The sequence below is a fragment of the Aestuariimicrobium sp. T2.26MG-19.2B genome (assembly GCF_950101875.1).
Classification (GTDB): domain Bacteria; phylum Actinomycetota; class Actinomycetes; order Propionibacteriales; family Propionibacteriaceae; genus Aestuariimicrobium; species Aestuariimicrobium kwangyangense.
This window is the reverse complement of sequence record NZ_CATNLW010000001.1, coordinates 643,649-664,582: the sequence shown is the minus strand read 5'-3', so window position 1 is coordinate 664,582 and position 20,934 is coordinate 643,649. Positions and strand designations below refer to the sequence as shown.

The window sequence follows — 20,934 nt, the reverse complement described above, 5'->3', positions numbered from 1 at the left end:
ATGGTAGATACCCCCCAGGGTGTTTGACAAATACCCCCCTGGGTATCTAGTTTTGGAGTGTCGCCCTCGCAATGGGGCTTCATGACCATCACGATTGACGATCAACAAGGAGACGACATGTGTCGTGCAGTCAGCTGCAGGGTTTGTGGCAAGACCACGTGGGCCGGATGTGGCCAACACGTCGACCAGGTGAAGCGCCAGGTGGCGGCCGGCCAGTGGTGCAACGGCCACGCTGACCAGCAGAAGTCCGGGTCGGGCCTCTTCGGTCGTCTGCTGGGGCGTTGAGGCGCGCCATGCAGATGGACACGACCGAGCTCGGCGCGGTGCTGAAGCGTCTGCGCCGGGCCCAGGGTCAGATCGGCGGGGTGATCAAGATGATCGAAGAGGGGCGTGACTGTCGTGAGATCGTCACCCAGCTCGCCGCCGTCAGCAAGGCGCTCGACCGGGCGGGATTTGCCGTCATCGCCACCGGGCTGCGCCAGTGCGTGACCGCTGTCGACGTCGAGGACCCCGAGCTCGACGTCGCCGAGTTGGAGAAGCTCTTCCTGGCACTCGCCTGAGCAGCACCCACCGCGGGTGGGGTGGAATGGGGGCATGACCGATCCGGTTCCTGCCCCCTTTCCATCACCCACGGTGCGCCTGTCCTCCGGTGGGGCCCTTCCGCAGTTCGGCTTCGGTACCTACAAGGTGCCGGCGGACGAGACCGAGGCCCTCGTCCGCACTGCCCTCGAGGTCGGTCACCGCCATCTCGACACCGCCACCATGTACGGCAACGAACGGGGTGTGGGTCGAGCTCTCGCGGCCAGCGGCCTGCCTCGTGACGACGTCTTCGTCACCACCAAGCTCGACAACCCCGACCACGAGCCGGCGGCGGCCCGGGCCGCCTTCGCCCGTTCGCTCGACCTGCTCGGTCTCGAGTGGGTCGACCTCTATCTGATCCACTGGCCGATGCCACGCACCACGGACTTCATCGCGACCTGGCGCACGCTCACCGAGTTCGTCCAGGACGGACGAGCCCGCGCCATCGGGGTCTCGAACTTCCAGCCCGATCAGCTCCGGGCGATCATCGACGCGACCGGGGTCGTGCCCGCGGTCAACCAGATCGAGGTCACCCCGTACCTGACCCAGGAACCACTGCGAGCCCTGCACGCGGAACTCGGCATCGTGACCGAGGCGTGGTCGCCACTCGCGCGCGGCCGGGTGCTCACCGAGCCGGTCGTCGTCGACGCGGCTCGCCGGTTGGGCTGCACCCCCGCCCAGCTGGTGCTCGCCTGGCACCTGCAGCGCGGTGACGTGGTCTTCCCCAAGAGTTCGACCCGTGAACGCATGCGCGAGAACGCCGGGGCCCTCGACCTCGTCCGGTCGGGGCAGGTGGACGAGGCCACCATGGCCGCGATCAGCGGCCTCAACCGTGATCGGCGGGTGGGCTCCAGCCCCGATGCGGTCGAGCTGGACGTGCAGCGCTGACCCAGTCCTCGATCTGCAGCGCCGGCTCCGCACGGGTGGGCCCACCAGTGATCCCGCCGCCCCGGTCGGCAACAACCCTGAGGCGACCATGGTTGAGTCAGGTGCACTCAACTCTGACTTGATCCGGATCCACGGTCGTCCTAAGGTTGAGCCAGCAAGACTCAAGTACGTCTTCATTTCCAATCACCTGGAGGAATCCCCATGGCTCGTGCAGTCGGTATCGACCTCGGAACCACCAACTCGGTGGTCGCCGTGCTGGAAGGTGGAGAGCCCACCGTCATCCCCAACGCCGAAGGTGCCCGCACCACCCCGTCGGTCGTCGCGTTCGCCAAGGGCGGCGAGGTGCTGGTCGGCGAGGTTGCCAAGCGGCAGGCCGTCACGAACGTCGACCGCACCATCCGCTCGGTCAAGCGCCACATGGGCACGGACTGGTCGATCGAGATCGACTCCAAGTCGTACAAGCCCCAGCAGATCTCGGCCTTCGTGCTGCAGAAGCTGAAGCGCGACGCCGAGGCCTACCTCGGTGAACCCGTCACCAACGCAGTCATCACGGTGCCCGCCTACTTCTCCGACGCCGAGCGTCAGGCGACCAAGGAGGCCGGTGAGATCGCAGGTCTGACCGTCGACCGCATCATCAACGAGCCCACCGCCGCCGCGCTGGCCTACGGCCTCGACAAGGGCGACACCGAGCAGACCATCCTGGTCTTCGACCTCGGTGGTGGCACCTTCGACGTGTCGCTGCTCGAGATCTCGGACGGCGTCTTCGAGGTCAAGGCGACCAAGGGCGACAACCGCCTCGGTGGTGACGACTGGGACCAGCGGATCGTCGACTGGCTCGCCACCCAGTTCAAGAACAAGTTCGGGGTCGACCTGTCGAAGGACAAGATGGCCCGTCAGCGCCTGCAGGAGGCCGCTGAGCGCGCCAAGATCGAGCTCAGCTCCGCGCAGGACACCGCCATCAACCTGCCGTACATCACTGCCGGCGCCGAGGGCCCGATGCACCTGGACGAGAAGCTCACCCGCGCCGAGTTCCAGCGCCTCACCCAGGACCTGCTGGATCGCTGCCGTGCCCCGTTCAACGCCGTGCTCTCCGACGCCAAGCTGTCGGTCGGACAGGTCGACCAGGTGATCCTGGTCGGTGGCTCGACCCGCATGCCCGCTGTCACCGAACTGGTCAAGGAACTCTCGGGCAAGGACCCCCACAAGGGTGTCAACCCCGATGAGGTCGTGGCGCTGGGTGCCTCGCTGCAGGCCGGTGTGCTGAAGGGCGAGGTGAAGGACGTGCTGCTGCTGGACGTCACCCCGCTGAGCCTCGGCATCGAGACCAAGGGCGGTGTGATGACCACGATCATCGAGCGCAACACCACCATCCCGACCAAGCGCTCCGAGGTCTTCACCACGGCCGAGGACAACCAGCCCTCGGTGATGATCCAGGTCTTCCAGGGCGAGCGTGACTTCGCCCGCGACAACAAGTCGCTCGGCAACTTCGAGCTCACCGGTCTGATGCCGGCCCCCCGCGGCCTGCCCCAGATCGAGGTCACCTTCGACATCGACGCCAACGGCATCGTGCACGTGTCGGCCAAGGACATGGCCACCGGCAAGGAGCAGTCGATGACGGTGACCGGCGGCTCGGCCCTGGGCAAGGAGGACATCGACCGCATGGTCCGGGAGGCCGAGGCCCACGCCGACGAGGACAAGAAGCGTCGTGAGGCCGTCGAGCGCCGCAACGAGGCCGACGCCCTCGCGTTCCGCACCGAGAAGTTGCTCAGCGAGAACGCCGACAAGATCTCCGACGACGTGCGCAAGCCTGTCGAGGAGTCGCTCGAGACGTTGAAGGAGGCCCTGAAGGGCACCGACAACGACGAGGCCGTCAAGACCGCCATGGACGACCTGAACACCAAGGCCTCGGCCATGGGTCAGGCCATGTACGCCGCAGCGCAGGCCGAGGCGCAGGCCGCTGAGGCCTCGTCCGAAGGTGGTCAGGCGAGCGACGAGCAGACCGCGTCGGACGATGACGTGGTCGACGCCGAGATCGTCGATGAGGACAAGCCGAAGAACGACTGAGTCCGACCGACTCGAGCGCGACCGGGGGTGGGGCTTCGCCCTCACCCCCGGTCGCGTGCCACTACCGCCCCGGCTCCGGGACCAAGGAGCGTCAGTGGCGGTATGGGGCACACTCGAGGTGGGTGCCACAGGTGAGTCCAGAGGCTGTGAGGAGAACGAAGTGAGTGACGAGAACGTCCGCGAGGAGCAGGTCGACCCGGCCGCCCCCCAGCAGAACCAGAACGACCAGAACCAGAACGACCAGGACCAGAACGACGTCGAGAATCGAGCGGCGTCCGACCCGGGCCTGCAGACCCCCGACGAGAGGGAGTTCGAGCAGATGCTCGTGGAGGAGAAGGACCAGACGGATCGGCGGGAGCAGGAACTGCAGGCTCTCGTCAGTGAGCGCACGGCCGACCTGCAGCGTCTGCAGGCCGAGTACGTGAACTACAAGAAGCGGGTCGACCGCGACCGTGCGCATGCCCGCCAGGCCGGTGTCGAGAGTGTGGTCACCGAACTTCTCCCCGTGCTCGACTCGATCGACATGGCCCGCCAGCACGACGACCTGGGTGATGGCTTCAAGTTGGTGGCCGAGGCGCTCGAGAAGCTGGCCGGCAAGCACGGACTCCACGGCTTCGGTGAGGTCGGCGACCCGTTCGACCCGAAGCGCCACGACGCCCTCATGCAGGTTCCGATGGACGGGGTCGAGGTGACGACCTGCTCCCAGATCATGCAGCGCGGCTACGAGTTGCACGGACGGGTCATTCGTCCGGCCCGGGTGGCCGTCGCGGAACCGAACTGAACCAGACGAGTGAGGCCGGAAGGAGGCACGAATGAGTACCAAGGATTGGATCGAGAAGGACTACTACAAGGTGCTGGGTGTCTCCAAGGACGCCAAGCCCGACGAGATCAAGAAGGCGTTCCGCAAGATCGCCCGTGAGAACCACCCTGACCAGAACCCGGACGACAAGGACCGCGAGAAGCGGTTCAAGGAGGCCTCGGAGGCCAACGCCGTGCTCTCGGACGCCAAGAAGCGCAAGGAGTACGACGAGGCTCGTTCGCTGTTCGGCGGTGGGGGCTTCCGTTTCCCCCGGGGCGGTGCGTCGGGTCCGGGCACGGGCGGGGTCGACGACCTGTTCCGCCATGCCACCGGCCAGGGCGAGAGCTTCAGCGACCTGTTCGGTGGGCTGTTCGGCCAGTCAGGCTCGGCCGGGCGTCGTCCCAGTGGCCGGGGTCCGCGCCGAGGAGCCGACGTCGAGGGCGAGGTGACGATCAGCTTCGACGAGGCGATCGACGGCACCACCGTCGGCGTCCAGATGGTCTCCGAGCAGGCCTGCGAGGCTTGTCGTGGCACCGGCGCGAAGGCCGGGACGGTGCCGCGGGTCTGCCCCACCTGCCACGGTTCGGGCATGACCGCCACACAGTCCGGTGGTGTCTTCTCGGTCTCGGAACCCTGCCGCGACTGCAAGGGTCGAGGACTCGTGGTCGATGACCCCTGCGAGGTATGCCACGGCTCCGGTCGTGGCCGTTCCACCCGCACCATGCAGGTACGCATCCCCGCCGGTGTCTCCGACGGGCAGCGGATCCGGATCAAGGGCAAGGGCTCTCCCGGCGAGAACGGTGGAGCCGCGGGTGACCTGTACGTGCTGGTGCACGTGCGCGCCCACAAGTTGTTCGGACGAAGCGGTGACAACCTCACCATCGACGTGCCCGTGACCTTCTCCGAGGCATCGCTGGGCGCGACCATCGAGGTACCCACCCTCGGCGGCCCCGCCGTCAAGCTGAAGGTGCCCGAGGGAACCCCCAACCGCCGCACCTTCCGCGTGCGCGGCAAGGGCGTGGGCAGGGCCGACGGCACCAAGGGTGACCTGCTGGTGACCGTCGACGTGCAGGTTCCCACCGAACTGTCGGACGAGGCCAAGCAGGCCCTGGCCGACTACCAGAAGGTGGCCGGGGGCTCGAACCCCCGCGGCAGCCTGTTCGGGGTCTGACATGTCCGCCCAGGTGCCACAGGTGATGGACCGCGACGCCCCGATCTTCGCGATCGGGGTGGCCGCGCATCTGGCTGGCATGCACCCGCAGACGCTGCGTGGCTACGACAAGCTCGGGCTCGTCCAACCCCGCCGGGCCAAGGGACGAGGCCGCCGTTACTCCCTGCGGGACGTGCAGCGGTTGCGGCTGATCCAGCACCTCTCCCAGACCGAGGGCATCAACCTGACCGGCATCCAGCGCATCCTTGACATGGAGGCTGAGATCGAGCGCCTGCGCGCTGCCGTGCAGCGGGTGAGTGCCCAGCGCGACGAGTTGGCGCAGCAACTGGCCGCCGGGGGACGGGTCTTCACCGCCGAGACCTCGGGTGCGGTGCACCTGGGACGAGTGATCCACGGCCAGAGGGCGCTCCCGGGACGCTGACCCCAGGCCGCACTGGGGCACAAGGACGGGGCTGGTCCCCGGAGCGGCGCGAAATTCTTCTAACCTATTGCCCGTTAAGCGTTCAGTATGGTTCGCTCGTCCCAGAGCGCTCATGAAGATCGGCCCCCCGCACCGGAGCGGGATGGCCGCCCCCGTCGCCGAGACCGGTCACGGGTACCCACTGCCTCGGCAGTCTCGCCCACCCCTGCCATCTCGTCCGTCGACCCGTCGGCCGACGCGGTGGAGTACATCCAGACGAAGGAGTCTGTCTTGTCCGCCATCATCCCTCCCCTCAGCCGTCGCTCCATCCTGGGCGCGGTAGCCGCCGTCCCGGTGGTCGCCGCCGGAGCCACGACCGCCTTCGCCGACACCGGCACGGCCGTCCGATTCACTCTCCATGCCACCGTGCTCGACGGTGGCGAACAGGTCAGCGCGGTCTCGTTCGATGCGAGCTCGCTCGGACCGATCGACCCCGCCAGCCTGACGGCGAGCACCTTCACGGTGCACGCCAAGGCCACCAGCCCGGTGCCGCTCAACGGCAGTCCCATCTTCTCGGAGTACGACCTCGACAGGGTCGTGGCCGCGGCCACGATCGACGAACGGCGGGTGATCACCCTGCACCTGTCGACGGCCGAGGGGCAGCCCGGCGGTGGCACGCTCGGATACATCCTCGCCACCGGGCGCAATGTCGAGCTCGACCTCGTCTACACCATCACCCAGGCAAGGCCGCTGCGGTTGAGGAACGGCCGCAACGCCACCATCTCGTCCTTCGAACAGGGCAGGCTGGTCAGCCCCGAGGTCGACGCCTTCTCGTACGGCGCCTCCAAGGGGGGCATGAACTACCGCCTCTTCACCCCCAAGCGGGCCAGGAACAACGGCGAGGGCAAGAAGTTCCCCCTCATCGTCTGGCTGCACGGTGGTGGCGAGGGCGGCATGGGCGACCGACAGACCAACGAGGCGCAGTTGCGCGCCAACCGGGGTGCTCTCGGATTCGCGACCGACGAGGCCCAGTCGATCTTCGGTGGCGCCTACGTCGTGGCTCCGCAGTCCGTGTCCGCCTGGATGGCCAATGGCAAGGTGTTCTCGCCCCAGGTGAAGGCTCTGATCGACGAACTGGTCGACAGCGAGCACATCGACACCTCGCGCATCCACGTGCTGGGGTGCTCGAACGGCGGTTACATGACACTGCGCCTGCAGTCTGACTACCCGACCTTCTTCGCCACGGGTGTGCCCATCTGCTGCGGGGCGACGCCGAACTTCTTCACCGACGAGGAACTGATCCGGGTTCGTTCCACACCCACCTGGCTGGTGGCCTCCAAGGACGACACCACCCTGCCCTACCTGCCCAATTCGGGCCGGGTGAAGGCGCTCGTGCCCGAGGCGCGCACCTCGTTCTACGACCACGTCATCTGGGACGGCTACCAGTTCCCGGGTCACTGGTCATGGATCTACGTCGCCCACAACGACCCGAGCCATCAGGGTGAGCACGTGTGGCAGTGGATGTCGGCCGCGCGGCGCTGACCTCGACACTGGTGATCGCTGACCGGAGCTGAGCAGGTCACGACAGCGGACACCACCTCCCGCCGGCATCGGCGCGGGGTGGTGTTCGTCGTGACAGACTCGCGATGAGACCACCGGCGATCACGTCGTGGAACGAACAGCAGGAGAGATGATCATGACTCAGATCAGCGTGCCGGGTGTGCCCTTCGCACTGGAGCAGTCCGAGCCGTGGCCCTGGCAGGTCAACGAGAGCGGGGTCGCCGTGACCGCGAAGCCGACCAGCGACCTGTTCGTCGATCCCCGCGGTGAGGAGACCGGCGACTCCCATTCCGCGATGAACGCGGTCACCCTGCTGGGCACCCCGACCGACGGCGACTTCACCCTGACCGCACGGGTGCGGGTCGATTTCCTGGACACCTTCGACGCCGGCGTCCTCCTGGCCTGGGCGGACGAGGCCCACTGGGCCAAGTTGTGCTTCGAGTACTCGCCCCAGGGTCAGCCGATGGTCGTCTCGGTCGTCACGCGCGGGGTCAGCGACGACGCCAACTCCTCGCTGGTCGACGGGAACGTCGTCTGGTTGCGCCTCTCCCGGGTCGGTCGCGTGCTCGCCCTTCACTCGTCCACCGACGGCCAGACCTTCTCGTTCGTGCGCGTCTTCCACCTGGGGGACGCGCCGATCCGGGTCGGGTTCGAGGCCCAGAGCCCCACGGGACGGGGCTGTGCCGTGGAGTTCACCGAGGTGTCCTTCACGAGCCGGACCCTGGACGACCTGCGCGACGGTTCCTGACCGCTCAGGAGAAGGGGTCGTACTCCTCGCCGACCACGGCTCGGCGCGTGGTGCCCTGAGGGAGGGTCACCTCGACCATCATGCCGTCGGCGAGTTGTCGTCCACGACGCGTCTCGACGTCACCGTCGACGGTCACCTTGCCGGCCTGGATCCACTCCCGCGCCTCCCCGCCGGTGTCGGCCAGGCCGGTGAACTTCAGGAATTGCCCCAGCCGGATCGGTTCGTCGCTCATGGGGTGAGGCTATCCCTGCCGCATGGACGACCGCTCCCACCGGCTCAGCTGGTGAGGTAGTGCTCGAGGTGGTCACGCTCGGCCTGCAACTCGTCGAGACGGATCTTGACGACGTCCCCGATGCTGACGACGCCGCGCAACCGGCCGTCGACGACAACAGGAACGTGGCGGAAGCGCCCCGCGGTCATGGTCTCGGCCAGCGCCCGGGTGTCGTCGTCGGGTGAGCAGGTGACCACGTCGGCGGTCATCATGGTGGCGATCGGGTCGTCGGGGGACGCTCCCTGCCGGAAGTGCCGCACCACGTCTCGTTCACTGGCAATGCCCACCACCCGGTCGTCATCGACCACCACCACCGCGCCGACCCGGTGATCGGCGAGGACGGCGAGCAGATCGGTGACCGACGCGCTCGACGGCAGGGTCAGCACCGCCGATCCCTTGGCGGAGAGGATGTCATGGACTCGCATGCCACATCTGACCACGGGGAGACGCTCCGGCGCCATGGCCGGGTCAGCCCGTGACCCGATTCGTCTCATCGTCCGGCCGTCGGCGCCGAGAGCCGGGAATATCGCGTGGTGGCTGGCGTTGCGAGAGGTGTGAAGGCTTTCGGATTCCTCAGTTTCGGCCACTACGCCGCCAAGGGCTATGACGCGCGGGCCATGTTGCAGCAGGCCGTGGTCCTGGCCCACGGTGCCGACCAGCTCGGCGTCAACGGCGCCTACTTCCGGGTGCACCACTTCGCTCGGCAGGCCGCCTCGCCCATGCCGCTGCTGAGCGCCATCGCCGCCGTCACCGACAGGATCGAGGTGGGCACGGGCGTCATCGACATGCGGTACGAGAACCCCCTGCAGCTGGCCGAGGAGGCCGGGGCCCTCGACCTGCTGAGTGACGGACGAGTGGCCCTCGGCGTCTCACGCGGATCGCCCGAACCGGCCCTGCGGGGCTGGGAGGCGTTCGGCTACACCGGCTCGTCGGATCCTCGCGGAGCCGACATCGCGCGGCCCAAGTTCGAGCATTTCATGCGCGCCGTCCGCGGCGAGACCGTGGTGGACGCCGATCCACGCCAGTTCGGCCCGGGGCAGCGCCTGCGCGTGGAACCCCACTCGCCCGACCTGGCTCGCCACATCTGGTGGGGGGCCGGCACCCGCGAGACAGCCGAGTGGGCGGCACACCAGGGGGTGAACCTGATGAGTTCGACGCTGCTCACCGAGGCGACCGGCCAGGCTTTCGGCGACCTGCAGGCCGAGCAGATCGACCGGTACCGCGAAGCCTGGAGGTCCGCCGGACACGACTGGACCCCGAGGGTGTCCGTGAGCCGTTCCATCGTGCCCGTGGTGACCGACGAGGACCGCGAACTCATCGGCATGGGGCTGGGTGGCGGAGCGTCCGACCAGGTCGGTGTCATCGACGGGTTCAGGTCGACCTTCGGCAAGACCTACACGGGCGAGCCACACGAGTTGGTCGAGGCGCTCAAGCAGGACGCCGCCGTGATGACGGCGGACACGCTGATGATCACGATCCCGGCCCAGTTGGGGGTGGCCTACAACCTGCACCTGCTGGAGTCGTTCGCGACCCACGTCGCTCCCGAGCTGGGTTGGCAGCCCAACGACCGGGGACCCGTCGAGGGATACCCGCTCGCCTGAGCTCGCCTCACCGCGCACCCACCACGCTGTGCCCTAGCTCAATCGTGCCGATCGTGTGCTCTGGCGGCCAAGAGTGCTCCTCCGGAGCAACATCTGGCCCCACAGCACACGATCGGCACGATTGGCCCCTGGGACCCCGCCCTGGCGACGACTCCCGTCGAGTCGGCCCGCCCGCTCCCTAGGATCGGGTGATGGCCACGCACTACTACACCGCGAGCAGTCTCGACGGCTTCATCGCGACGTCCGAGCACTCCCTGGACTGGCTCTTCGCCCACGACATCGACCTCGATGGGCCGATGGCCTACCCGGGGTTCGTGTCCCGGGTCGGCGCTCTGCTGATGGGCGCCTCCACCTATGAGTGGTTGCGTCGCCACGAGGAGCACTGGGGCTATCAGCAGCCGACCTGGGTGCTGACCCATCGTGATCTGGACACCCCCATGGGCGCGGAGGTCAGGCTGGCCAGCGGGGAGGTACGCGAGGTGCACGCACTGGCTGCCGCGGCGGCCGGTGACAAGCACGTCTGGATCGTCGGCGGCGGTGAGGTCGCGGGGCAGTTCGCCGACGCGGGTCTGCTGGACGAGGTCTGGGTGCAGTACGCCCCCGTCACCCTCGGTTCAGGCCAACCGCTGTTTCCCCGCGCCCTCGACCTCGAGCTGCTGGAGGTGGAGCGCAATCGCGACTTCGTCTGTGCCCGCTACCGGGTTCCCCACTGAGGCCGGTCAGCGGTTCACGTCGGACGAGCCCATCCCGCGTTCGGCGGCATCGAGCTCGAAGCGGCGAGGGAGCCCTTCCCAGTCGCCGCGATGGCCCACGCAGGCGGCGCCCATCAGGTTGGCGCGCGCCAGCAGCCGCTCGGGGGAGAGCCTGTCGATCAGCGAGCTCACGACTCCCGCGGTGAAGGCGTCCCCCGCCCCCACCGGGTCGACCACGTCGACGGAGGTGGTCGGACCCGGCAGCGACCCTTCCCGGGAGACCAGTCGGGCACCGGCCGCCCCCAGCTTCTCGATCACCATCGTCGGGCCCAGGTCGAGGGCCGATTCGGCCGTGGGAGCCACGAGCCCGATCTCGTCCGGTGAGCCGACCAGCACGTCGACCGCCTCGACGAGGTGGGAGAGCACGCGCGAGGCCTGCTCGGGTGACCACAGCCTCGTCCGGTGGTTGGCGTCGAGGACGACGGTGGCCCCCAACTGTCGGGCGCGGGCCGCGACCTCGAGGGTTGCCCGCCGGGGTCCTTCGCCCAGAGCCGGCGTGATGCCAGAGAGCACGACCACGCCTGGCCCCGTCGCATCGAGATCGGCGACGGCGAGGTCGGGGTCGAGCGCCGAGGCGGCCGATCCGGAGCGGTGGTAGTCCACCGCCGAGGCGAAGCTGGTCGGGGTGAGGAACAGGTGTCCGGTCGGACGGCCCGGATCAACCGTCGCGGCCACGTCGACGCCCTCGGCGCGCAGTTCGCGCACGATCAGGCGCCCGAATTCGTCATCTCCGACGCGACTGACCCACCGCACGGTGTGACCCAGTCGGGCGAGCCCGACGGCCACGTTCGACTCCGCTCCGGCGACGTGGGTCGTCCATCGGGGCGACGAGCCCACGGGTGCATCGGCGCGCAGGCTGATCATGGTCTCGCCCATGGTCCAGACGCCGGTGATCATGGTCGGCAGGCCTCGACGAACCTGGTGGCGCGCACGGCCAGGTCGTCCAGCGAACCCCCGGTGGCGGCGTCACCGATCAGGGGTGAACCGATGCCCACCGCGAGGGCTCCGGCCGCCCGGTAGGAGGTCACGTCGACCAGGCTCACCCCACCGACCGCCACCAGGGGAACCTGCGGCAAAGGCTCACGCACCGCCTTGAGATGTCCCGGCCCACCCGAACTCGCCGGGAAGACCTTGACGGCCGTGGCGCCGGCCAGGTGCGCAGCCAACACCTCGCTGGGGGTCCAGGCTCCCGCCAGCACCGGCACCCCTGCGTCGATCGATGCGCTGACCGCCTCGCATGCGGCCGGGGTGACCGTGAAGCGCGCGCCCACCGCGACCACGGACTGCAGGTCCTGGCGGGTCAGCACGGTGCCGGCGCCGACCCAGGCCCGGTCATGGTCGCGGGAGGCGATGGCGGTGAGTTGCTCGATGGCCTCGATGGCGTCGGGGGTGGTCAGGGAGACCTCGAGCACCTCGACGCCGTTGGCGAGCAGGGTTCGTCCGATGTCGGCGGCGAAACCCGCCTGCGGGCAGCGGATGATGGCGCACAGTCCGGTGCGGGCCAGTGTCTCGAGCATGCTCACCACTCCGCGAACGAGCCGTCGAGGTGGCGCCAGATCGGACCGCGCCAGCCGTGCGGGGTGCGGTCGGCGAGACGGACGGCGGCCTCGTCCAACTCGATACCGAGCCCGGGGGAGTCCCAACGCTCGACGTGGCCATTCGCCGCCGAGAGGGGCGCGGTGTCGACCAGGAGGTCGAGCAGGTCGGCATCGCGGTTGTAGTGGATGCCGAGCGACTGTTCCTGGATGACGTGGTTGGGGGTGGCGAAGCCCACCTGCAGACAGGCGGCCAGGGCGATCGGACCGAGGGGGCAGTGCGGTGCGAGCAACGCCCCGTGGGCCTCCGCCAGCGAGGCGATCTTGCGGGTCTCGGTGATCCCTCCGGCGTGGCTCAGGTCGGGTTGCACCACGGCGACTCCGGCGGCCAGCACGGGCAGGAACTCCTGACGCGAGTAGAGCCGCTCACCCGTCGCGATCGGGAGGTGGGTGTGCGCCACGAGGTCGCCGAAGAGATGGCTGTTCTCCGGTACCACCGGTTCCTCGATGAACATCGGACGGACCGGCTCGAGGGCCTTGACCAACAGCCGCGCGGCCGGGAACGAGACCCGACCGTGGAAGTCGATCGCGATGTCACCGTCATCGCCCATGGCCTCGCGGGCAGCCTCGGCGCGCGCCACCGCCTCGTTCAGGTCGCGGGTGCTCGGCAAACCCCCCAACACGCCGGTGGCGTTCATCTTGATGGCCGACAGACCAGCCCCCCGCGCAGCCGAGGCGGCCTCGGCGACACCGGCCGGCTCGTCACCACCGATCCATCCGTAGATGCGGATGCGGTCACGGACCGCCCCGCCGAGCAACTGGTGCACGGGCACCCCCAGTCGCTTGCCCAGGATGTCCCACAGGGCCTGGTCGATGCCCGACACGGCGCTGGCCAGGATCGGTCCACCGCGGTAGAAGGACCCCTTCGTCATCACCTGCCACAGGTCCTCGATGCGTCCCGGCTCGGTGCCGATCGCCACCTCGGCGAGTTGCTCGACCGCGACGCGCACTGTCTCCGAGCGTCCCTCACAGGTCGCCTCGCCCCACCCCACCAACCCCTCACGGGTCTCGACCCGCACCAACAACCACCGCGGTGCGACGAGAAAGGTCTCGATGCGGGAGATGGTGTCGCTCATGGGCAGCCCTTCGATGCGCCGGAAACGGGGGTGGCGCCTGCGTACAGGGCCACGGGGGGAGGGGAAGTGGTGGGACAGGTCCCAGTCAACCAGCGTTGCCGCTGCGATGTCGCGGGGAAGGACACCCCGTTCGTGTCGGGCCCACCGGAGGTTCTATCGTCGTGGTCATGAGCAGGAGTCCTGCCCGCGGACGTCGCGAGGCCTCGCTGGCCGATGTGGCCCAGGTTGCGGGAGTGTCAGCGCAGACGGTGTCGCGGGTGGCGATGGGCAAGGAGCAGGTGCGACCCGAGACCCGAGAACGCGTGATCGAGGCCATGCGGGAGCTCGGCTATCGTCCCAACGGTGCTGCCCGGGCCCTGAAGTACGGACGGTTCCGCACCATCGGGGTGATCATGTTCACCTTGGCGACCTACGGCAACATGCGCACCCTCGGTGCCATCTCGGACGAGGCGACCCGCGCGGGTTACTCGCTGACCCTGATCTCGCTGGAGGCGGCCACCCAGGCCTCGGTGTCGGGGGCCTTCGCGCAGCTGTCGGAGCAGGCCGTCGACGGGGTCGTGCTCGTGGTTCCTGCCGACATCGCCCGCGGTCGCGGGGTGATGATCCCACCGGGACTGCCGGTGGTCGTGATCGACTCGAGCCCGGACGAGACCCACCCCTTCGTCGACCATGACCAGGCTCAGGGTGCCAGGCTCGCGACCGAGCACCTGCTCGACCTGGGTCACCGCACGGTCTGGCACGTGGCCGGTCCGACCGGTTCGTGGTCGGCGAAACGGCGCCGTGAGTCGTGGGCCGACGTGTTGGCAGAGCGCGGGTGCGAGCTGCTCGAACCCTTCGTGGGTGACTGGTCGGCCGATTCCGGCTGGGCGGCCGGCCAACGCTTGGCCGAACTGCCGCAGGTGACGGCCGTGTTCGCGGCGAACGACCAGATGGCGCTGGGCCTGATGCGGGCGCTGCACGAGGCGGGACGGTCCGTGCCTGCCGAGATCAGCGTGGTGGGCTTCGACGACACCCCCGACTCCGGCAACTACTGGCCGCCCCTGACCACGGTGCACCAGCACTTCGAGCTGGTGGGTCGGGAAGCGCTGCAGGCCTTGGTCGGCCAGATCGAGCAACAGCCGGTCGCGGAGCTCCCGCTGGTGGCGACCGAGTTGGTGCTGCGCGCGAGCACCGCGCCGCCACCGAAGCTGCCTTGAGCACCCGCGTCCTCCCGAACCCCTATCGTGATCGCCATGCAGAAGCGTGTACTGGTGCTCGGTGAGGCGCTCATCGATGTCGTGGTGCGACCCGGGGTCGAACCGGTCGAGCACCCCGGCGGATCACCGCTGAACGTGGCCGTCGGCCTGGCCAGGCTCGACCACGGCGTCGACCTCGCCACGTGGTTCGGTCGTGACGACCGTGGCGACCGCCTGCACGAACTGATCGAGTCCTCGGGGGTCGGTCTGGTCAAGGGCAGCGACGACGCGGTGGCCACGCCGATCGCGCTGGCGAACGTCGACGACGAGGGACGAGCCAGCTACGTCTTCGAGTTGGAGTGGCGGCTGCCCGAGCTGGACGCGGAGCAACTCGCCGCCTACGGTCACCTCCACACCGGGTCGTTCGCGGCCACTCTTGCTCCCGGGGCCGATGAGGTGGCCCGGGCCGTGGCGGTGGCCCGCGACCACGCCACCTTCAGCTACGACCCGAACATCCGTCCCGCCCTGATGGGCGCCCCCGGCCTGGTGCGTGATCGTGTGGAACAACTGGTCGCGGCTGCCGACGTGGTGAAGGTCTCCGACGAGGACCTCGCCTGGCTCTACCCCGACACCATCGAGGACAACGTCATCCGCGACTGGGCCGGCAGCGGCCCGGCGCTGGTGGTCGTCACCCGCGGACCCGAACCGGTGAAGGCCATGCTCGCCCGCGATGGCGAGCTGCGGCTGGTGGAGCGTCCACCGGTCGAGGTGGCCGACACGGTGGGCGCGGGCGACTCGTTCATGGCGGGTCTGGTCTCGGCCCTGCTCGACGCCGGTCATCTCGGGTCCCGTGAGGCGGCGGCCGCCCTCAGGGCCGCGTCGTGGGACCAGCTCTCGTCCGCGGTCGAGCAGGGGATCGCCACCTCCGGCATCACCGTCGGCCAGGCCGGCGCCTACGCGCCGACCCGGCTCGAACTGGTGTGAGACTCACCCCGTCTGTGTCACTGCGTCTGTGTCACTGCGTCTGTGTCACTGCGTCTGTGTCACTGCGTCTGTGTCACTGCGTCTGTGTCACTGCGTCTGTGTCACTGCGTCTGTGTCACTGCGTCTGTGTCACTGCATCTGTGTCACTGGGGCTGCTGCGCGGGGGTGATGATCTGGAACATCGCGCCTTGGTCATCGGCGACCGTGGCGAGCCGGCCGAAGGGTGAGTCCATCGGACCGTCGACCACCCTGCCGCCGAGTGGGACCAACGTCTCGATCGTCTGGTCGACGTCGGGCACGTTGACGTAGATCCGCCAGTACGAGGGCATCGGGTCCTTCAGCCATTCCGAGGCGTCGCAGATGCCGGCGACGGCGTCGCGGCCCTGGCCGATCGTGGAGTACGCCCACTGGTCGGTCTGCTCGCCCATCGGGACGACGGTGGCGCCGAAGGCCTTGGGGTAGAACTCGATCGCCGCAGGGTAGGCATTGGTCATCAGCTCGTACCAGCCGCTCTGGAACATGCCCAGCTTTGCCATGCCGACCCGGGTGCCACCCTGCCAGGCGCCGACGGCGGCACCCGCCGCGTCCTGGTAGAAGGCCATGGATCCCTGGGTGCCGACCGCCATCGGCTCGACGAGCACCCTTCCGCCGGCCTCTCGCACCGCCGTGGTGGTGGCGTCGATGTCGGTGGTGCTGAGGTACAGCGCGAACGTGTCAGGCATCTCGCCCCATTCGGCCTGCTTGACCATGGCGCCGCCGATCTCGGAATCGCCCTGACTGATGATCTGGTAGTGACCGAATTCCTCGCCCTGGTCGTGGAACGACCAGCCGAAGAGTTCGCCGTAGAAGGTGTGGGCCTTGGACGCATCGCTGGTGGTGAGTTCCATCCACACGGGTTCTCCAGGGATCGGCATGTCCCAACTCCTCTCATCGTCGGGGCGCTCACCCAGACCAGTCCACGATATGACGAGCCCCTGACAAACTCGCCCGCAGCGCTCGAAGTTTGTGGTCCAACCCCGCCAGTGGCTTAGCATGAGGCGCACGCCACGATGTGGATGGCGACGTGACAAGGACCAACGGTGCTACGCAGCCTGTGGGCGATGGCCTATCTCTCCAACGATGGCAGGACCCGTCATCTCGCCCAACAGGGATTCATCGTGGGCCTCGCCGGCACGATCTCGGTCGTCTTCGGCATTTTCCGAGGGGACGACTTCATGGCCCCGGCCATGTGGATCGGCGGGGTGTTGCTGGGGATCGCCACCCTCTCGGTGGTGCTGGTCCCCTGGCGGCGTCTGCCGCCGCTGGCCTCCGCACTTCCGCCCCTGGTGGACATGCTCGCGATCGGGTTGATGCGCATCGGCCTGCCGCTGGACGGCGTCAGCATCGCCTACCTGACCTTCCTGCCAGCCGTGTGGCTTGCCATCTCGCACCGCATGCGAGGGGTACGTCTGGCCGTGCTCGGCTCGGCGCTGCTGGTGGCCGTCCCGGGGCTGCTCGCCCAGATCTTCCTCGCTCGGCCGGCGCCGCCGCCGGGTGGTCAGCCCGACGTCGCCCTGGTCATCAGGTACCTGGTCCTGCCGGTCGTCGTCGGTGTGGTGGCCATCATGCTGGAAGGACTCCACGGTCGACTCCAGCGCGCCGTGGAACTCCAGCACCACTTCGCCATGCAGGTCGAGTCGGAGAGCCAGCAGGCGAGCCATACTGCCGACCTGCTGGAGGCCGTCGGCCAGAGCCTCCCCGTGGGAGTGGTCGTGCTCGACCGCGATGGCCACGACCTCATGCACAACCGCATGAAGGACACCTTCGACTCCTTCATCCAGGGCCCCACGGGAGACGGTGACTTCGTGCACCACCCCGACGGGGTCACGAGGATGCCCGAGGAGTCACGACCGTCGGTGCTGGCCATGGCGGGGGAGACCTTCGACGGGCGGGTGATCGTGATCGGCGAGCCCGGAACGGCCCAGCGGACGATCTCGGTGAGCGCGCGCCCCATCCTGGTCGACGGCGACCTTCCCGATGGGAGCGTCCTGGTCCTCAGTGACATCACCGACCTGAGGAACGCCATTCGGGCGCGCGAGGAGTTCCTGGCCAAGGCCTCACACGAATTGCGTACTCCCTTGACGTCGATCGTCGGTTACCTCGACCTCGTCAGTGAGGAAGTGGTGAAGGACCAACCCGATCTGGGGCTGGTGGGTGAGTACCTGCTGACCGCGACCCGCAATGGCGACCAACTGATGACCCTGGTGCAGGACCTCCTTCTGGAACAGCAGAGCGTCATCGGTGTGCTGAACGTGGTTCCCAAACGCGCCCGAATCACCCAGTTGGTGCAGGAGACCCTCGATTCCGCCCGTCCGCTGGCCGAGGCGAAGGACATCACGTTGTCAGGCGACCTGGATGTCACCCCGGTGATGGTCGTCGACCCCGCCAGACTTCGACAGGTCTTTGACAATCTGGTGTCGAATGCGATCAAGTACACCCAGCCCGGGGGAGAGGTGTCTGTCATGGTCCGGATCTCGCGCGGATCCGTCGAGATCTCGGTGCTCGACAATGGCCCGGGACTTTCCCAGGAGGATGCCGACCAATTGTTCACTCCATTCTTCCGTGCCGGGGGCGGACTACCCGGCGTGGGCGGTGTCGGTCTGGGGCTCACCATCGCCAAGACACTGACCGAGGCACACCACGGATTCATCTCGGTCGACTCGCGACTCGGGCACGGAACCACCGTGCGCGTGACCATCCCCCTGAGCGCACTCGGGCAGCAGGAGTGAGCGCGACCTCGGGTGGCAGACGACCTGTCACGGCGCGCGGCGCCCTGTTCGCAGCCCTGTACGGCGTCGCCGCGGCTTACATCTTCTGCTTCTCGGGTGCCTACGGTTCCGTCGGCAGGGTCTGGTGGCGCGACGTGCTGCTGGTCGTGGTGTCGGTGACCGCTGCCGCTGCCCTGACCTACATCGCCCTGCTGGTGACGGCCTTCCTGCAGGGCAGCGCCGTGGAACCAGGCGATGTCCGGGCGTTGAGCTGGCACCTGCTGGTGCCCTGTCGTGACGAGGAGAGCGTGATCGCAGCCACCGTCTCGGCCGCGAGGACCTCGTTCCCGGACGCGAACGTGTGGGTGATCGACGACGGTTCCGACGATGCCACGGCCTCGATCGTGCAAGGCCTGATGGACTTCGACCCTCAGGTGCACCTGGTGTCACGTCGGCGCCCCCACGCGCGCACGGGCAAGGGGGATGCGCTGAACACGGCCTATGCCGAGGTGTCGGCCGCCATCGGGGATGACCCCGTGCTTCGCACCCGCTCCGTGATCGGCGTGCTCGACGCCGACGGCTACCTGTCGGAGAACGCGTTGGCCCTGTTGGCCGGGCCCGAGGGATTCGCCAACCCGTCGGTGGGGGCCGTGCAACTCGAGGTTCGGATGAAGAACCGCAATGACCGGCGTCCCCTGCCGCGCGAGGGCCGGCTCAAGAACCTCATGGCGCGGTTCCTCGTCCGGATGCAGGACATGGAGTTCCGGACCTCCAACTCCGCGATGCAACTGGTCCGGATCGGCACCGGAACCGTGGGTATGGGAGGCAACGGCCAATTCACCCGACTCACCGTTCTCGACGCGCTCGCCGAACGCCAGGGCACGCCTTGGGGCAGGAAGCTTGCCGAGGACTACGAACTCGGACTCAACATCCTCAGCCTGGGTTTCACGAACCATTACCTGCGCGACGCCCATGTCTCCCAGGAGGCCCTGCCCCGATTCGGGGCGCTGGTCCGACAGCGAACCCGCTGGGCCCAGGGAAATCTTGAGTGCACCGAACTGCTGAAACTGCTGCGACGTTCGGGCCAGTTGTCGCGTGCGGGCCTCGTGGAGATCCACTACTTCATGGCGCAACCGTGGATCCTTATGGTGAACCTTCTCGGGGTACCGCTGCTGGCCTACCTGGCATTCCGCGACGGTTCGCTGGATCTCACCCATCAGGTGCTGGCGGTGGCGGGGGTGCTGTTCCTGATCGCCCCCTATGTGATGTGGGGTCCCTTGTACCGGATGCGTGGTGGCGAACGCATCGGAGCCGTGACCTCGGTGGCACTGGGGCTGGGCTATCTGGTGTACGTGTACTTCACCTACGTCTACTACCCCCTCGCCGTGACGCGCCTGGTCACGGGTCAGAGCTCATGGATGAAGACCGCACGCAACGCCGACGGTCGGACCCTGAGCACCGCACTCCCCTCAGAACTTGAGCGGGTGCCGGTGCTCGAGGTCGAGCGTGTGCACGAACTGGCCGACGAACTGGGCGGTAGCGAGCAACACGCGATGGAGGTCGTGGCGGCCTACGCGGTCATCTGGCCCAGGCGACTGGCCCAACTCGAACAGTCGGTCAGCGCCGAGGATCGTCGGGCTTCGCGGGACGCCGCGGCGAGCATCCGGGTGGCTTCGTTGATGGTGGGCGCCGAGCGACTGGCCCAGACGGCGCAGACCGTGACCAGTTTGGTCGACGGGGCCGACTTCGACGGCGCTCGCGAGTCCCTGGACGTCGTGACGGTGGTCGGCTCCTCGACGGTTGAGGCACTGAGAGGCCAGTTCCTGCGGAACGGAGCCCCCGGGAATCACTGACGACTTCCGGCGTGAGAGCCCCGTCACAACTCGGTGTGGGGCTCCGTCAGGAGTTCCTCCAGTGCCGTGCGCAGCTTGCTGGGTCGGAAGGGCTTCGTGAAGTACGCATCGGCGCCGGCTTCGAGCCCCTTGGACTGTTCCGAGGCCGAGGAGCGGGCGCTGATCATGACGACCCGACCGTGGCGAGCGTTCATCCGCTCGTCGGTGCGCAGCTGGCGGACCACCTCGGTCCCGTCGATGTCAGGCAGTCCGGCGTCCACCGTGATCAAGTCGTAGCGAGCCCCTTGGCCCGCCAGGTCGAGACCACCGGCGCCCGTACCGGCGGTGCTGACGAGGAATCCGCTTCCCTGCAGCACGATCTCGAGCAGGCGTCGGATGTCGTCGTCGTCCTCAATGACCAGCGCGGCTCGCTGGGTGGTCATGATGCCTCCGGGGGCGGATCGTGAGCGGGGGGTGTCGGCCACTGGCCCGGCGCGGTGGGGTGCGGTCGTCCGGCGGCCTGCAGCCGATGCTATCCAAACCACGATGTCACCGAGAGGTGCCCGAGCGCTGGCCGAACCTGCTTCCGGGCACGGAATATTGACCCGAGGCGTAGAGTTGAGTCAGGTACGCTCAAGTTTGCGCGAACCCCTTCGATACGCCTCTCCCACGAGAACGTTGTGAACCAGGAG

At 68.2% G+C, this 20,934-nt stretch carries 22 protein-coding genes; 15 read left to right on the top strand and 7 right to left on the bottom strand.

All coding sequences use genetic code 11. The features are described from left to right. The first annotated feature begins 117 nt into the window (after positions 1–117). From QQZ11_RS03080 to QQZ11_RS03040, 9 genes are all read left to right on the top strand, one after another. Positions 118–285, top strand: coding sequence for a hypothetical protein (locus QQZ11_RS03080; protein WP_284548602.1), 168 nt, complete (start codon positions 118–120; stop codon positions 283–285). An 8-nt stretch (positions 286–293) separates the two neighbouring features. Next, positions 294–560, top strand: coding sequence for a metal-sensitive transcriptional regulator (locus QQZ11_RS03075; protein WP_022909347.1), 267 nt, complete (start codon positions 294–296; stop codon positions 558–560). Positions 561–594: 34 nt separating this feature from the next. Further along, entirely contained in the window at positions 595–1,467 is an 873-nt protein-coding gene (locus QQZ11_RS03070; RefSeq protein ID WP_284548600.1) for an aldo/keto reductase, read from the top strand. A 201-nt stretch (positions 1,468–1,668) separates the two neighbouring features. Continuing rightward, positions 1,669–3,531, top strand: a complete 1,863-nt coding sequence (gene dnaK, locus QQZ11_RS03065) for a molecular chaperone DnaK (protein ID WP_284548599.1) — start codon at positions 1,669–1,671, stop codon at positions 3,529–3,531. A gap of 319 nt (positions 3,532–3,850) precedes the next feature. Next, positions 3,851–4,312 (top strand): nucleotide exchange factor GrpE, encoded by a 462-nt coding sequence (grpE, locus tag QQZ11_RS03060; protein WP_446698830.1) that lies wholly within the window; start codon positions 3,851–3,853, stop codon positions 4,310–4,312. A gap of 31 nt (positions 4,313–4,343) precedes the next feature. Then, the gene (dnaJ, locus tag QQZ11_RS03055; protein WP_022909351.1) at positions 4,344–5,501 is read left to right on the top strand and encodes a molecular chaperone DnaJ; all 1,158 of its coding nucleotides are present in this window, start codon (positions 4,344–4,346) and stop codon (positions 5,499–5,501) included. Position 5,502: 1 nt separating this feature from the next. Next, a complete protein-coding gene (locus QQZ11_RS03050; protein WP_284548598.1) occupies positions 5,503–5,922 on the top strand; it encodes a heat shock protein transcriptional repressor HspR in 420 nt (139 codons plus the stop codon). Between the two features lie 270 nt (positions 5,923–6,192). Continuing rightward, positions 6,193–7,443 carry a prolyl oligopeptidase family serine peptidase gene (locus QQZ11_RS03045; protein WP_284548597.1) on the top strand — a complete coding sequence of 417 codons (1,251 nt, stop codon included), beginning with the start codon at positions 6,193–6,195 and terminating at the stop codon, positions 7,441–7,443. A 154-nt stretch (positions 7,444–7,597) separates the two neighbouring features. Continuing rightward, on the top strand, positions 7,598–8,209 hold the full coding sequence (locus QQZ11_RS03040; RefSeq protein ID WP_284548596.1) for a DUF1349 domain-containing protein: 612 nt from the start codon (positions 7,598–7,600) through the stop codon (positions 8,207–8,209). 4 nt (positions 8,210–8,213) lie between these two features. On the opposite strand, the gene QQZ11_RS03035 is transcribed toward QQZ11_RS03040, so the two are convergent. Both QQZ11_RS03035 and QQZ11_RS03030 read right to left on the bottom strand, forming a co-directional pair. After that, a complete protein-coding gene (locus tag QQZ11_RS03035) occupies positions 8,214–8,441 on the bottom strand; it encodes an RNA-binding S4 domain-containing protein (protein WP_284548595.1) in 228 nt (75 codons plus the stop codon). Positions 8,442–8,485: 44 nt separating this feature from the next. Continuing rightward, positions 8,486–8,905: a CBS domain-containing protein gene (locus tag QQZ11_RS03030; RefSeq protein WP_022909356.1), complete on the bottom strand. Its 420-nt coding sequence runs from the start codon at positions 8,903–8,905 to the stop codon at positions 8,486–8,488. A 108-nt stretch (positions 8,906–9,013) separates the two neighbouring features. Between QQZ11_RS03030 and QQZ11_RS03025 the strand changes: the two genes are divergently transcribed. Further along, on the top strand, positions 9,014–10,081 hold the full coding sequence (locus QQZ11_RS03025; RefSeq protein ID WP_284548593.1) for an LLM class flavin-dependent oxidoreductase: 1,068 nt from the start codon (positions 9,014–9,016) through the stop codon (positions 10,079–10,081). A 191-nt stretch (positions 10,082–10,272) separates the two neighbouring features. After that, positions 10,273–10,794 carry a dihydrofolate reductase family protein gene (locus QQZ11_RS03020; RefSeq protein ID WP_284548592.1) on the top strand — a complete coding sequence of 174 codons (522 nt, stop codon included), beginning with the start codon at positions 10,273–10,275 and terminating at the stop codon, positions 10,792–10,794. A gap of 6 nt (positions 10,795–10,800) precedes the next feature. Here QQZ11_RS03020 and QQZ11_RS03015 read toward each other — a convergent pair whose 3' ends face one another. From QQZ11_RS03015 to dgoD, 3 genes are read right to left on the bottom strand one after another with little or no spacing between them, the layout of a single operon-like run. Continuing rightward, positions 10,801–11,730, bottom strand: a complete 930-nt coding sequence (locus QQZ11_RS03015) for a sugar kinase (RefSeq protein ID WP_284548591.1) — start codon at positions 11,728–11,730, stop codon at positions 10,801–10,803. After that, the gene (locus QQZ11_RS03010) at positions 11,727–12,350 is read right to left on the bottom strand and encodes a bifunctional 4-hydroxy-2-oxoglutarate aldolase/2-dehydro-3-deoxy-phosphogluconate aldolase (protein WP_040437743.1); all 624 of its coding nucleotides are present in this window, start codon (positions 12,348–12,350) and stop codon (positions 11,727–11,729) included. The genes QQZ11_RS03015 and QQZ11_RS03010 overlap by 4 nt, the downstream gene beginning before the upstream one ends. 2 nt (positions 12,351–12,352) lie before the next feature. Continuing rightward, positions 12,353–13,504 (bottom strand): galactonate dehydratase, encoded by a 1,152-nt coding sequence (dgoD, locus tag QQZ11_RS03005; RefSeq protein ID WP_284548590.1) that lies wholly within the window; start codon positions 13,502–13,504, stop codon positions 12,353–12,355. A gap of 167 nt (positions 13,505–13,671) precedes the next feature. Between dgoD and QQZ11_RS03000 the strand changes: the two genes are divergently transcribed. Then, positions 13,672–14,700 (top strand): LacI family DNA-binding transcriptional regulator, encoded by a 1,029-nt coding sequence (locus tag QQZ11_RS03000; protein WP_026377720.1) that lies wholly within the window; start codon positions 13,672–13,674, stop codon positions 14,698–14,700. Between the two features lie 36 nt (positions 14,701–14,736). Further along, complete coding sequence (locus QQZ11_RS02995; protein ID WP_026377721.1) at positions 14,737–15,663, top strand: carbohydrate kinase family protein; 927 nt, start codon at positions 14,737–14,739, stop codon at positions 15,661–15,663. A gap of 143 nt (positions 15,664–15,806) precedes the next feature. Here QQZ11_RS02995 and QQZ11_RS02990 read toward each other — a convergent pair whose 3' ends face one another. Further along, positions 15,807–16,577 carry a VOC family protein gene (locus tag QQZ11_RS02990; RefSeq protein ID WP_022909364.1) on the bottom strand — a complete coding sequence of 257 codons (771 nt, stop codon included), beginning with the start codon at positions 16,575–16,577 and terminating at the stop codon, positions 15,807–15,809. A gap of 186 nt (positions 16,578–16,763) precedes the next feature. Between QQZ11_RS02990 and QQZ11_RS02985 the strand changes: the two genes are divergently transcribed. Both QQZ11_RS02985 and QQZ11_RS02980 read left to right on the top strand, forming a co-directional pair. Beyond that, positions 16,764–18,431 carry a sensor histidine kinase gene (locus tag QQZ11_RS02985; protein ID WP_284548589.1) on the top strand — a complete coding sequence of 556 codons (1,668 nt, stop codon included), beginning with the start codon at positions 16,764–16,766 and terminating at the stop codon, positions 18,429–18,431. Then, positions 18,428–20,263 carry a glycosyltransferase gene (locus tag QQZ11_RS02980; RefSeq protein ID WP_284548588.1) on the top strand — a complete coding sequence of 612 codons (1,836 nt, stop codon included), beginning with the start codon at positions 18,428–18,430 and terminating at the stop codon, positions 20,261–20,263. The genes QQZ11_RS02985 and QQZ11_RS02980 overlap by 4 nt, the downstream gene beginning before the upstream one ends. Before the next feature lie 23 nt (positions 20,264–20,286). On the opposite strand, the gene QQZ11_RS02975 is transcribed toward QQZ11_RS02980, so the two are convergent. Next, entirely contained in the window at positions 20,287–20,685 is a 399-nt protein-coding gene (locus QQZ11_RS02975) for a response regulator transcription factor (RefSeq protein WP_284548587.1), read from the bottom strand. Between the last annotated feature and the right edge of the window lie 249 nt (positions 20,686–20,934).